This window comes from Vibrio gigantis, assembly GCF_024347515.1.
GTDB classification, from domain to species: Bacteria; Pseudomonadota; Gammaproteobacteria; order Enterobacterales; family Vibrionaceae; genus Vibrio; species Vibrio gigantis.
Genome location: NZ_AP025492.1, coordinates 1,713,323 through 1,725,617, shown reverse-complemented (window position 1 = coordinate 1,725,617; position 12,295 = coordinate 1,713,323). Strand labels below are relative to the sequence as shown.

At 42.6% G+C, this 12,295-nt stretch carries 13 protein-coding genes; 7 read left to right on the top strand and 6 right to left on the bottom strand.

The genetic code is table 11. The features are described 5' to 3' along the window. Window positions 1–88 precede the first annotated feature (88 nt). Window positions 89–355, top strand: coding sequence for a DUF2960 family protein (locus OCV56_RS07900; protein WP_017063882.1), 267 nt, complete (start codon window positions 89–91; stop codon window positions 353–355). Window positions 356–506: 151 nt separating this feature from the next. Here OCV56_RS07900 and nagK read toward each other — a convergent pair whose 3' ends face one another. Both nagK and OCV56_RS07890 read right to left on the bottom strand, forming a co-directional pair. Continuing rightward, a complete protein-coding gene (nagK, locus tag OCV56_RS07895; RefSeq protein WP_086711379.1) occupies window positions 507–1,415 on the bottom strand; it encodes an N-acetylglucosamine kinase in 909 nt (302 codons plus the stop codon). A 163-nt stretch (window positions 1,416–1,578) separates the two neighbouring features. Continuing rightward, window positions 1,579–2,325, bottom strand: a complete 747-nt coding sequence (locus tag OCV56_RS07890; protein ID WP_086711378.1) for a tRNA-uridine aminocarboxypropyltransferase — start codon at window positions 2,323–2,325, stop codon at window positions 1,579–1,581. Between the two features lie 68 nt (window positions 2,326–2,393). Between OCV56_RS07890 and OCV56_RS07885 the strand changes: the two genes are divergently transcribed. Continuing rightward, window positions 2,394–3,197, top strand: coding sequence for a sterol desaturase family protein (locus OCV56_RS07885; protein WP_086711376.1), 804 nt, complete (start codon window positions 2,394–2,396; stop codon window positions 3,195–3,197). A gap of 141 nt (window positions 3,198–3,338) precedes the next feature. On the opposite strand, the gene OCV56_RS07880 is transcribed toward OCV56_RS07885, so the two are convergent. Beyond that, complete coding sequence (locus OCV56_RS07880; RefSeq protein ID WP_086711374.1) at window positions 3,339–5,384, bottom strand: methyl-accepting chemotaxis protein; 2,046 nt, start codon at window positions 5,382–5,384, stop codon at window positions 3,339–3,341. A gap of 104 nt (window positions 5,385–5,488) precedes the next feature. On the opposite strand from OCV56_RS07880, the gene OCV56_RS07875 reads away from it, so the two are divergent. Next, window positions 5,489–5,974 carry a C40 family peptidase gene (locus OCV56_RS07875; protein WP_086711371.1) on the top strand — a complete coding sequence of 162 codons (486 nt, stop codon included), beginning with the start codon at window positions 5,489–5,491 and terminating at the stop codon, window positions 5,972–5,974. Between the two features lie 109 nt (window positions 5,975–6,083). On the opposite strand, the gene OCV56_RS07870 is transcribed toward OCV56_RS07875, so the two are convergent. Next, a complete protein-coding gene (locus tag OCV56_RS07870) occupies window positions 6,084–6,428 on the bottom strand; it encodes a DUF3802 family protein (RefSeq protein WP_010440912.1) in 345 nt (114 codons plus the stop codon). A gap of 570 nt (window positions 6,429–6,998) precedes the next feature. Here OCV56_RS07870 and OCV56_RS07865 point away from each other — a divergent pair. Together OCV56_RS07865 and OCV56_RS07860 are read left to right on the top strand one after the other, a co-directional pair. Further along, window positions 6,999–7,865: a fructosamine kinase family protein gene (locus OCV56_RS07865; protein ID WP_086711369.1), complete on the top strand. Its 867-nt coding sequence runs from the start codon at window positions 6,999–7,001 to the stop codon at window positions 7,863–7,865. A gap of 97 nt (window positions 7,866–7,962) precedes the next feature. Next, on the top strand, window positions 7,963–8,166 hold the full coding sequence (locus OCV56_RS07860; RefSeq protein WP_004733789.1) for a CPXCG motif-containing cysteine-rich protein: 204 nt from the start codon (window positions 7,963–7,965) through the stop codon (window positions 8,164–8,166). A 150-nt stretch (window positions 8,167–8,316) separates the two neighbouring features. Here the strand turns inward: OCV56_RS07860 and OCV56_RS07855 are convergent, their stop codons facing one another. Then, complete coding sequence (locus tag OCV56_RS07855) at window positions 8,317–8,925, bottom strand: riboflavin synthase subunit alpha (protein ID WP_086711367.1); 609 nt, start codon at window positions 8,923–8,925, stop codon at window positions 8,317–8,319. A 428-nt stretch (window positions 8,926–9,353) separates the two neighbouring features. Between OCV56_RS07855 and OCV56_RS07850 the strand changes: the two genes are divergently transcribed. Continuing rightward, window positions 9,354–10,724: an MATE family efflux transporter gene (locus OCV56_RS07850; protein ID WP_086711365.1), complete on the top strand. Its 1,371-nt coding sequence runs from the start codon at window positions 9,354–9,356 to the stop codon at window positions 10,722–10,724. Window positions 10,725–10,824: 100 nt separating this feature from the next. On the opposite strand, the gene OCV56_RS07845 is transcribed toward OCV56_RS07850, so the two are convergent. After that, window positions 10,825–11,667, bottom strand: coding sequence for a DNA ligase (locus tag OCV56_RS07845; protein ID WP_086711363.1), 843 nt, complete (start codon window positions 11,665–11,667; stop codon window positions 10,825–10,827). Between the two features lie 294 nt (window positions 11,668–11,961). On the opposite strand from OCV56_RS07845, the gene OCV56_RS07840 reads away from it, so the two are divergent. After that, the gene (locus tag OCV56_RS07840) at window positions 11,962–12,291 is read left to right on the top strand and encodes an STAS domain-containing protein (protein WP_086711361.1); all 330 of its coding nucleotides are present in this window, start codon (window positions 11,962–11,964) and stop codon (window positions 12,289–12,291) included. Window positions 12,292–12,295: the final 4 nt, after the last annotated feature.

Genomic DNA, 12,295 nt, shown 5'->3' with positions numbered 1-12,295 from the left:
TAATCTTAAGGTTTCTTACCATTACCTTGAGCCACGTACGCTTTTTATGTAGAGTGCGCGCAAAGTAATAATTCTATTGGAGAGCACCATGGCTCGTACCATTCTGTACACTTACAAAGATGAAGACAAAGAGTTACTGTTTTCAAAACAAGAACACCGCACGATCCAAGAAGCTGTAGCTGCAGCGGAAGGTATCGACATCTCTGAGTATCTTAAAACTGAGCAACAGCTTGAGTTGATTTCTGATACTAAAGCGGTTCGCAACTACCAAGACAACTACTTCCGTAAGCTTGGCTTTACTAAGCTTACGTTGAAGCAAAAAGACAACCTTGGTGTTGGTAAAAAGAAGAAGTAAGTCTTGGGCTCTTTTTCTTGATATTTAGCTTCTAGCTTTTCGTTGAGAGTTAAAGAAACGAGAGCACTGAAAAATAAAAAATGCCGCAACCTCTTTTGAGATTGCGGCATTTTTATATATGCGTTTTAACTAGCTCAACGTTAAGTAGAGATTACTTGATGTTAAGGAATGCAGCGCCACGAACACCGCCTGAATCACCGTGCTTCGCTTTGATGATCTTTGGACACTTAGCTACAGAAAGCAGGTATTTAGGCACACGCTTTGGCATCTCTTCGTAGATAAGTTCGAAGTTTGAAAGGCCGCCGCCCAATGCAACTACGTGTGGGTCAAGACCGGTAAATAGGTTCGCGAAACAGATAGCTAATAGCTCCATAAAACGATCAACGTGTTCAGCGGCTTTCGCTTCACCTTCGTTGTACGCTTGAATGATCTCAATCGCTTTCTTCTTCTCACCGAAATAGTGCTCGTAAATCAACTCAAAGCCACGACCTGACAGGTAGCTATCCAGACAACCTTTCTTGCCACAACCACAACCTAGTAGCGGCGCGTTATCGCCAAGGTGGAACCAAGCATCAAGAGGAAGGCGCATGTGGCCCAATTCACCTGCAACGTGGTTACGACCAGAGAACACTTTTCCTTCGTATATTAAACCACCACCGAAGCCAGTACCTAGGATTAGGCCAGTTACTGATGGTTCATCTTTAAGCTCGTCATCCCACGCTTCAGAAAGCGCAAAACAGTTCGCATCATTCTCAATCTTCACACTACGACCAATAAGTGCTTCTAGGTCTTTACGTAGTGGTTTCCCCGTCGAAGCTGGCACGTTAACAACCAGCATTGTGCCGTCGTCAGCATCTTCCATACCAGGAAGACCAAGACCAATTTTACCTTCGCAAGAAAATTCGCTGTCGTACTTCTTTACCAAATCGGCAATCGTATCAAGCAGCAGTTGATAATCTTCAGTCGGCGTTGGTACGCGTTCTGTTGCTACTCGTTCAAGTTTGTCATTGAACGCACCAAATTCAATTTTTGTGCCGCCAACATCGAAGCCGTAATACATTAAATCTCTCCAATTCTTCCCTAAATTCGGGCAAATATATTTTTTAAATTAAACAACTAAGGGACATTATCCATAACACTCCCCCTACAAACCGTGATAGATAACAAACTTATCTCGTGATCGAGTCTGTTTGAACAACAAGTCAGCACAAAGTGGTTAAAGGTTAGAGTGAAGTCTCACTTTTATTGTGTTTGATGAAAGCATTCAGGCTCGGTTGGGACGGATCCGACTTATAACGCGTCTTACTTAGCATGTAGCTTTCGCGAAATGTCTCAAACCACAGCTGTAAAGTTAGAGCGCCCTGTTCTTCCCCAGCTTGTTTTAGAACTAAGCTCGCGACTTCGGCAGTCGATAGGTGTTGTTCGTTATCCGACTTGCGCATCATGTATTGTGAAACGGATTCGGGTTCAATAGATAGCACTGGAAGATCTTGCAGATACTCTGAACGACGAAAAATCCGACGCGCCTCTCGCCAACTGCCATCAATGAAGATCAGCAGCAACGTCTTGTCCGAATCTCGCATTTCACCGAGGTCAGCAACCACGCGCGATTTGTCATCGGTATAGTCTTCAGGAAAAACCACGACAGGTTGATATTTATCGTCTTTCAGGACATCAAGCATCTCTTGATTCGGCTCAGTGCGGTGCCAAAGATAGGCGTAGCTCTCTTTAACGGTATCAAGGATTAAACGCCCTGTATTACTTGGCTTAAGTATTTCGTTGTCCGATAAGATCAACATAGTCGCGACGTTCGTATTTACGTCTGGTTGATGTTCACAGATACAGCTGTCTTGTTTGATTTTACAGAACTCACATCGAACCACTTTACACCCGCGCGCGTTAAACGGCTTGGTAGAAAGAGACAAACGGTGTTGATATAAACGGTGAAAAGCGTGGATTCTCATGGACAATAACGATAAATCTAGAAAAGTGACACGATTGTACTTACAGTGTCCCTAGAATGATAGAAGGAATTCCCATGCAAGACCCATCACAGCTTCGCCTTGTTTGTTTTATTGTCGTTTTTGGATTGTGTGCGCTTTGGGAATACCGCTTTCCACGTAAAGCACTGACTCAAAGCAAATGGTTTCGTTGGGGAAACAACTTTGCTCTAGTTGCTTTGAATAGCTTTCTATTAGCCACTCTAATTCCTATCGCGGCATTCCAAGCGGCAGTTATCGCACAACAAAATCAATGGGGTGTGTTTAATACCCTGTCACTCCCTATAGAGCTCACTGTTCTAATCTGCGTATTACTCTTAGATTTCGCCATTTACTTACAACACTTGGTTTTTCACCGTGTGCCTTGGTTATGGAAGTTACATCGAGTTCACCATGCAGATCTAGATATCGATGTCACTACCGGAACGCGCTTTCACCCTATTGAGGTGATCCTTTCGATGCTGATTAAAGTGAGTTTGGTGATCGCGCTTGGTGTCCCTGTCATTGCGGTCGTGATATTTGAAATTGTTCTTAATGCCAGTGCGATGTTTAACCACAGTAATGCACGTCTTCCGTTATGGATTGATAAGCGATTAAGAAAAGTGATAGTGACACCAGACATGCATCGCGTTCATCACTCGATCATTGTTAAAGAAACCCACTCAAACTTTGGTTTCTTTCTATCGGTGTGGGACATCTGGTTTAAGACTTACCGCGCTCAACCTAAACTTGGCCACGATAAGGTTCATATTGGTGTTCCCGAGATTCAAGATGGTAAAGAGCAACGGTTGGACTTGATGTTGCGTCAGCCGTTTACACAATTCCCGACAACAAAAGACTAGATTCAAACTCGTTTGTGGCTCAAGCTGATATTGAACTCAAACCTATATCTAGACAAAAACGCCCTTAGATTCATGTCGGAATTTAAGGGCGTTTCTCTATCGAGATTAGTTTTAATCGTAAGTTATGCCAACTTAGCGCATTTACCTCAGCACATATTTGTGCAGCATAGCCTGTTGATGCCCAGCTATCTCACCTACTTGTTCAGAACTTTCGATCATAGATTCAAGTTGCAGCTTAGTATTCTCGCCTTGCTCAGATACACGAGTGATTGAATGCGTTACATCGACAGTCGCTCGTGCTTGCTGCTCAGTAGCCACCATGATTTGTTCAACACGCCCTTTGATCTGGCTAACCGCGAACTCTATCTTCTCGAAGGCCTGTTTTACATCTCCGCTGGTGTCCAGCGCATTCGCCATTTCGCTTCGCGATTCCGTTACAGAAGCACGTGAGCGGTCAGCTGCCGCTACTAACTCGTTCATCATGTTACGAATATTGGTCGTTTGCTGAGATGTGCCACTCGCCAATTTACGTACTTCATCGGCAACGACTGCAAAGCCTCGCCCTTGCTCACCTGCTCGCGCAGCCTCTATGGCAGCGTTCAATGCTAATAGGTTTGTGTTTTCAGCGATACCACTGATCATGTCGACCATTTCGCGAATCTGTTTAACTCGACCATCCAAATCAGCCATCGACTCTTCGTTCATGCTAAGAGATTGCTCAAGCGCTTGTAATCGTTGCTGATTAAGACCAACTACCTGACTTCCATTTACTGACTCATCTTCTGCCATCTGTGCATCGTCGTTCGATGCGTTAGAGATACGGGCAATCTCACCAATGGATGCTTCAAGCTCAGTAATAGTCGCGATCATATTCTGAAGAGATTCATTTTGCTCGTTCAAGCTAGAATTTGTTTGCTCTGCGGCGTCATGACTCACTTCAGCTGTTTGATAAAGCGTCTCACAGTTACGCGTTACCAAACGAACCGAGTCAGCGGTTGAATCTACCACTGTATTGAGTTTTGAAGTGATAACTTGTAGTTCCAGAGGTCCCAACAGTTCACTTTGTTTGGAGAAGTCGTGATCGGCAAGTGAACTTAATTGTTGTGTAATGTTTTTAAGCCCTTTATTCATCCAACGACGTAATACGAACCATGAGATCGCAATGATTACGGCAATCACCAGCCCGCTAATAAACAACACACGATCAATATTGATGATGGTTTGATTTACAACGAGCTCGCTTTCATCAATCAGTTGGGAAGCAGTAGAAGACAACTGATTCAGTGTACTAATAACGGTATTCGCTAAGGTAATCACTTGCGTTAAGTTCTGCTCTTGCTGTTTAACCAGTTCGAGTTTCGATAGGATTTGCTTGATTACCCCTTCTTCTGTAAAGCCCTCTTTCACCATTTCATAAGGTGCCGTCAAACTTGCGAATTCGGCGATGTCTGGGTGCCAATCAGCAAAGTCACTGTAAGCCAAGTTAAGGCCCGCAATTCGATTCCTCAGTTGACGATATTCATCGTGTGCTTTATCAATGTCAGATTGCATCATCAACATTAAAAATGTGTTCGCCATCGCAGACGCACTGGACGTAAATCGATTTGCAGCATCACTCGCTTCCGGGTTGTCTTCAACCAAAAACGAGCTAATTCGATTCATTTCTGGTCCGATAGACCCAACGCCATAACGGAACTCGCCCATTTTACTGTCGATGAGATTTTGCTTACTTTGAATCTCAATTTGCGCTAGCAGTACCGTGTTGGTCATGGATTGCAGCTGCGCCATGTCATCGATAAGGTTTTGTTGTTGCTCTAAAGAGATCGCTTCAGGAAAAGATTGGGAGATAAAAAGGAGTTCCTCTAGCGTGGTATTACTCTCTGTTTCGAGTTGGTCAATTGAGCCCCTTGTGGCATTCAGTGTATCTAAGTCGGTAGATTGGGTGCTGTAAGTGAGTAGTTTCACTTGTTCTAATACGCTTTGCGTTAACTCGGCGTTGTGAAGAGCAAGGGGTAATGCTTGTTCTGATAGTGAGTCAAAATGTCCCCCAACCTGCTCAACTCCGCGAATACTAACCATTGATAAAAAACTAACGAGTAAAAGAATAGAAATAAATACAGCGGTAACGGTTTGAATGAGTGACAATGTATAACGTGAGGGCTTTATTGATAAGTTTGTGTCGGGCATGTGAAATCCAGTTTGACTACGAAAAGAGATATCCTTAAGTTAGTCCGTATACTAGAAGTCCTTGATGACGTTTTTATTTCAATTTCTTTTCAGAAGAGTTACATATGAAATTCAGAAAAATGCTTGCAGTTACAATAACTTTCGCAACATTAGCTGCATGTAGCTCGTCCCCTTCTCCTTCTCAGCTTGGTCAGACTGCACAGAAACCTTTATCAAAGTCAGAACAATTGACTACAAATGCTTATATGAGTGTCTATGAGCAGTGGAAAGGCGTGCCATACCATTTCGGTGGAAGCTCATTCCGCGGTGTAGATTGCTCCGCTTTTGTACAAATTGCAGTCCAAAATGCTACCCAACAAGCACTACCAAGAACCACAAAAGATCAGAGTCAAAAGGGAAAAGAGATTGCGTATGAACAGGCAACAAGTGGCGATTTGGTGTTTTTTAAGACATCGATGACTGTACGACACGTGGGTGTTTACTTAGGAAATAATCAATTCCTACATGCATCTACGTCGAAAGGTGTGATTATATCGAGGCTAGATAACCCTTATTGGGCCTCCAAGTTTTGGCACTTTAGGCGTTTATAGCGGTTCGAAAGATAAACCGCTGAGTCAGATAACTCTAGTCAAGATGCGACTTTAACGCCCGTTGTTATTTATACTGGCTAATTACGGCAATAAAAGGAAAAACAAACCGTTAGTCGTACTTAGCAACAGCAGTATCAAACAGGTTCTTCACTAACGCGATGTATTCATCGAGGAATACAATTTGTTCGTTCGTCGCTTTCTTAGCCCAAACACCCGCTAATACTTCACCAAGGTCCGCTACTACGGCATCTGCTTCTTTTAAAAGCTGAAAACGAACGCTCGAATGCAATTCTGGGTTTTGCTCGAAAATAGCCATGATGTTCGTTGAAATCATGTCGGTAACAATATCTTCGACACTTTCGTTTCCAGTATCACCATTACTATTGGTAAACACATCAAGATTAAATGATAGGTGCTCGATCAAAGCCAAATAGCCATCGGTTTCTACAACCACAATAATTCTCCGTTTTAAGCTCTAGAGCAGATTAATACGTATTTGCCTAATACTATGTAAATGACGCTATTTGTCATCACTTTATTGTCCAAAAGCGCATTAAAATGATCCTAGTTAGTATTTCAGCTTAAATTTAAATCAATATAGGTCTGCGTTGTATAGCCACTTAGTTAAGGCTCAAGTAAATACATGGCTAACAAAGTGTAAGACAGAATTTGAAATAAAGTATTGCGCCAGTTAACAATAGCGCTTTCAACTGTCTCTAAAAGCTCATTAAAATTGATGGGTAGACAATAACAAGCTCAAACTACTTTTCCAGTTTGTGACGATCAAAACCGTTTTGATTGTGAGACCAGTTCCAAACTATTTCACCACACCATATGTCCAATTTGTGTTTGTATTTCAAAGAGCTTGAATCAGTTCAAGTTCACAATTCGGCCAATTGATTCTACATAAGCAGAAGAAGAGCGAAGAACATTGACGAGTGCGTCTATAAATTGCTCAGATTTATCCTAAACTATTGCTATTAAACAAACAGTATTCCTAACTTTCAGTCTTTGAGGATTTCCTATGTGGCAGGCCATTTCTCAACAACTTTCAGATACTCTTCTATTTAACTTCCAGATTACTGAACGTATCAAGCTTTCTGGTGGTGACATTAACGATTGCTATATGATCAGTGATGGTAATGAACGTTACTTTGTTAAAGTGAATCAGCGAGAATTTTTACCTAAGTTTGAAATTGAAGCCGAGAACTTACGTTTGTTAAGAGAAACCTCCACTGTTTACGTTCCCGAATTAGTGCTTATTGGCAAAACCAAAGAGTGTTCGTTCATTATTCTCAATTACTTGCCAACCAAACCACTTGAGACGGGTAATAATAGCTTCGATTTCGGAGTACAACTTGCGCAACTTCATCAATGGGGCGAGCAAAAAGAGTTCGGTTGTGACCAAGACAACTATATCGGCAGCACACTTCAACCTAACCCTTGGCATAAGAAATGGGGTCGTTTTTTCTCTGAGCAACGCATTGGCTTCCAACTCCAATTACTAAAAGAGAAAGGCATCGAATTTGGTGATATAGATGACATCGTTGATGTGGTGAATATGCGCCTTGCTGGCCACAATCCTCGCCCTTCTCTGCTTCATGGTGATCTTTGGAATGGTAATGTCGCAAATTCAGCCTTTGGGCCTATATGTTACGACCCTGCTTGTTACTGGGGCGATCATGAATGCGATTTGGCGTTAACGGAATTGTTTGAAGGGTTTCCAAAAGAGTTTTATGAAGGTTACCAAAGCGTCAATCCACTCGACGTTGGCTATACTGAACGGAAAGACATTTACAACTTGTACCATCTTCTTAACCACTGCAATCAATTTGGCGGAGAATATTTAGCACAAACTGAAGCATGTATTCAGAAGATACAGGCCGTTTAATACCAATCACAGTTATTTACTACGATCGATATAACTGTTTACTGCGATCTATACAAGCTACTGCGATTGGTACAAGTTACAGTGAGGAGAGTTCGCCATGCATAAATACACAGAGAAACATGTCTCCTGCCCCCACTGTGGGCATGCAATCAGCATAACGCTCGATGCTTCTAATGGAAGCCAAGATTTTTATGACGATTGCCCTGCGTGTTGCAATGCCATTCACCTCGATATGCAGGTAGATGAAGTGAGAGACAGAATTAATCTTTCGATTGATGCCGACGACGAACAAGTCTTCTAACACCTACTCTCTTGTGGAGTTAGCGCTACACTCCTAAATTTTTAGGCTAGCCTGCTAAAATACAAAAAGAGCACCTAAGTGCTCTTTTTAAGATCTTTGACTTTTACTTAGCTTCTTTTTTTGGCAAGTGCTATGTGTAAACCGTCACTGCTACTTTTGGTTTGCTAATACACGCTCTACAGTATCAACAATCGCCTGTGTTTGAGGGTCAAACTCAATGTTCACTTGGTCGCCGACTTCACGGCCGCCAAACAGAGTGCGATTCAGCGTTTCTGGAATTAGGTGAACAGAGAAACGGTTCTCTTCCACTTCGCCAATCGTCAATGAACAACCATCAACGCCGATGTAACCCTTGCTCAACACGTACTTCATCGATTCTTCTGGTAGTTCGAACCAAAGTGTACGGTTATTCTCAGTCTTAATCACATCAACGAGGTTAGCCATCAGAGTAATGTGGCCTGACATACTATGTCCGCCGATTTCATCACCAAACTTGGCTGCACGTTCGACATTCACTTTGTCACCAACATTCAGTTGGCCTAAGTTCGTCAAGCGCAATGTCGCTTGCATTAAATCAAAAGCAATCTGGTTACCTGAAATTTCCGTTACCGTTAAGCAACAACCGTTATGAGCTACTGAAGCACCAATTGCTAATCCCTCAACCATTTCGTCGCTTAGCTCAATGGTATGAGTTTGAAACAACTCTTTTTTGTTTATAGCAACCAGTGTTGCCATGCCTTGAACGATACCTGTAAACATAAGATTCCTATTTAGCATTCTAGGGCGTGTTGACCTTTCGCGGTTAAATTTTGTTCGAGATAAAAGCGTTTTAATCGCGGCGAGGGGGAAGTAGCCTAGTCATTCTAAGTAAATCTCCCTCAACAAAGAGTAAAACGCTTTTAGCCGAACCCTTCGGGCAGCGTTTGCTGGTCATTTTTACTGCGTTATCGGCTTCTCATGTAGGCTAGCTACACATCGACGCCTCTGTCTTGTATAAATTCCCAGCAACTCGCTGCAAAAATCAGCTCGAAAGATCAATACGCCCTAATAACAGTTTTTCATAGCAGTTATTGTGACATTTCTTTATGATTCGTCCAGTGGAAGCTTAAGATCATTGTCTCTGATTCCTTCAGAATGTCCCTTCCTACACTATTATTCTAATTTTCCCCACTTATTTGGAGTTGTTTGTGCATCGTTACAAAGAAGAATCCTCGAATCTAATCAAACTTGCGACCCCAGTACTGATCGCATCCGTTGCACAAACTGGTATGGGTTTTGTTGATACCGTCATGGCCGGTGGCGTAAGTGCTATCGATATGGCAGCGGTTTCGATTGCTGCAAGTATCTGGCTACCATCAATCTTATTTGGTGTAGGTCTATTGATGGCGTTGGTTCCTGTTGTTGCACAACTGAATGGTTCTGGTCGACAAGTAAAAATTCCATTTGAGATACAACAAGGCGCGTTTTTAGCACTCGTCATCTCCCTTCCAATCATTGGCGTTCTTTTTCAGACACAGTTGATATTGGAGTGGATGGACATTGAACAACTCATGGCAGAAAAGACTATCGGCTATATGAATGCCGTGATGTTCGCTGTACCCGCATTTTTGTTGTTCCAGACATTGAGAAGCTTTACAGACGGTATGTCTTTAACTAAGCCTGCAATGGTGATTGGTTTTATTGGTTTGCTATTAAACATCCCACTTAACTGGATGTTCGTATACGGAAAACTTGGTGCTCCTGCACTAGGCGGGGTCGGCTGTGGCGTTGCAACAGCTATTGTATATTGGGTTATGTTTGCACTGCTGTTCGCTTACGTTTTAACCTCAAAGCGTTTAGCGAAAATCAACATCTTCGGTACGTTCCATAAACCTCAACTTAAAGCTCAAATTCGACTGTTTAGACTTGGTTTCCCAGTCGCGGCAGCTATCTTCTTTGAGGTAACTTTATTCGCGGTGGTTTCTTTGTTGGTTGCGCCACTCGGCTCATTGATTGTTGCCGCACACCAAGTTGCGATCAACTTCTCTTCGCTGGTTTTCATGATTCCAATGAGTATTGGTGCAGCAGTGAGTATTCGTGTTGGCCATAAGTTAGGTGAAAACAACACAGAAGGCGCAAAGATCGCAACGCACGTGGGTATCATTGTTGGTTTAGCTACAGCATTAATGACAGCAGCCTTAACTGTAGTGTTCAGAGAGCAGGTATCATTACTTTACACAGAGAACACCGCGGTAATTACTGTTGCAATGCAATTGCTATTGTTCGCAGCGGTTTACCAATGTACTGATGCAATCCAAGTTATTGCAGCAGGTGCTCTGCGTGGCTACAAAGACATGCGTTCGATCTTCAATATTACCTTCGTTGCTTATTGGTTGCTTGGTCTTCCTATCGGCTACATCTTAGGTATGAAAGATTGGATTGTTGAACCTATGGGCGCGCACGGTTTCTGGATTGGTTTCATTGTCGGTCTAACATCTGCAGCCATTATGTTGGGTATGCGCTTGCACTGGATGCATAAGCAGGACGACGACGTTCAATTAGAATTTAGTTCTCGCTAGATTCGTACTCGCTAAGTCAGTGTATCTGATATCGAATACCAAAAGAGCTCTGATTTTCAGAGCTCTTTTTCGTTTACTGGTCAGGTAGATCGTATCTTTCTCAATATTCACTCTTCTCTCGAACAAAGCGCGCAAACTTGGGTTTTCCGTTTTGAGTAAAGCCATTGTAACGAAAGGTAATACGACTGCCGATCTCAGGTGGTGTGAGTCTCATCTGGTCACTGAACCCACTGCCAATATAAAACTCCACCCCCTCCTCCGTGTGAACCAAAATCGAACCCATCATCCCTTTATACTTCCCTGTTCCGCCTTTATAGCCAATAACCGTGGCTTCGGCATCGTGATGCCTTTTCAGCTTTAACAGGTCATTACTTCTGCCCGCTTGATAACGACTGGTGATCTTCCTAAGCATCAAACCTTCGCCGTTACTCTCATCGATGTTATCGAGTTGATGGAACAGTGCTTCTTCATTGTGAATAGGCACATGTTCTATGTAGCTGACATGAGGTTCTCCAATGACATTTACCCAATGCATAATGTTGTAATAGCGCTTTTGATAATCGCCTGCAGCACCAGGCATATCAAACAGCATGAAATCTATTTGGCGCCATGCTGTGTCACTAGGCGTATGGTCAAGAACGGTAGATTGGACGATATGGAACTTGCCTCTTCCTGCCCACAGTTCGCCTTCGAGATGTACTTTAGGCAAGTTTTCGGTAAACCACTTCGGTGAGTAAATTCGATTGCCATTACGAGTATAAAGATGTTCACCGTCCCATAGAGCCCTTATTCCATCGAGTTTTTCACTCTTCCAATATTCAGAAACATCTATGCCTTGCTGGTAGGAGTTTGCAAGCACCAAATGGTCGGGTGGGAGATACGATGAATGAGATGGAAGCGAACACGCCCATAGAGTGGCTAAAGCTAGTTTGGTTAATCTCATCATCTGCTCCGTATTGATAACTCCTTTAATCCTAAGCGCTCTAGTACGCAGTTAGACAATCTTTGCTAGAAGATGCGATCAACGCATCAACCTTATCTAACGCTTTCTTTTATTCACAGAATTGATGAGTTGTAGCTCTCATATGTCCCGCCGTTTTTAGTTCTCAAATTGAGAAACGTCTTTTCTCAATTTGAGATAAAAATTTGCAATAAAAATAACTCATTGAAAAATAACAATATAATAGTTGGCACATTCAGTGCAATTGTTCATACATACTTAAAAGGAGATATCGCTATGGAACTACGTAAGATTGATTTGAACACAACGACACTGACGCTTTCTATCTTTGGTGATTTGGATGCAGCAGGCAGTCGCGATGCACAAACAGACATCGATGATGTTATTTCTAACGATGGCCACCAAGAAATTGAAGTTGATTTCAGTCAAGTAGAGTTTTTGGATTCATCCGGTGTCGGCGCAATAGTCTATATGTTTAAGCGCTTGACTGAGCGTGAACGAAACATGCGACTTGAGAATGTAACTGGGCAGCCACTTGAAATTATGAACCTATTACGAATAGGTCACGCTATACCAGTAAACTCAAAAAGTCCTACTAATTCATGATGAT

Coding starts and splice junctions, on each gene's coding strand:
- OCV56_RS07875 (WP_086711371.1), top strand. CDS start 5,489: ATGAAATTCAGAAAAATGCTTGCAGTTACAATAACTTTCGCAACATTA.
- OCV56_RS07885 (WP_086711376.1), top strand. CDS start 2,394: ATGCAAGACCCATCACAGCTTCGCCTTGTTTGTTTTATTGTCGTTTTT.
- OCV56_RS07855 (WP_086711367.1), bottom strand. CDS start 8,925: ATGTTTACAGGTATCGTTCAAGGCATGGCAACACTGGTTGCTATAAAC.
- OCV56_RS07845 (WP_086711363.1), bottom strand. CDS start 11,667: ATGAGATTAACCAAACTAGCTTTAGCCACTCTATGGGCGTGTTCGCTT.
- OCV56_RS07840 (WP_086711361.1), top strand. CDS start 11,962: ATGGAACTACGTAAGATTGATTTGAACACAACGACACTGACGCTTTCT.
- nagK (WP_086711379.1), bottom strand. CDS start 1,415: ATGTATTACGGCTTCGATGTTGGCGGCACAAAAATTGAATTTGGTGCG.
- OCV56_RS07880 (WP_086711374.1), bottom strand. CDS start 5,384: ATGCCCGACACAAACTTATCAATAAAGCCCTCACGTTATACATTGTCA.
- OCV56_RS07860 (WP_004733789.1), top strand. CDS start 7,963: ATGCATAAATACACAGAGAAACATGTCTCCTGCCCCCACTGTGGGCAT.
- OCV56_RS07900 (WP_017063882.1), top strand. CDS start 89: ATGGCTCGTACCATTCTGTACACTTACAAAGATGAAGACAAAGAGTTA.
- OCV56_RS07865 (WP_086711369.1), top strand. CDS start 6,999: ATGTGGCAGGCCATTTCTCAACAACTTTCAGATACTCTTCTATTTAAC.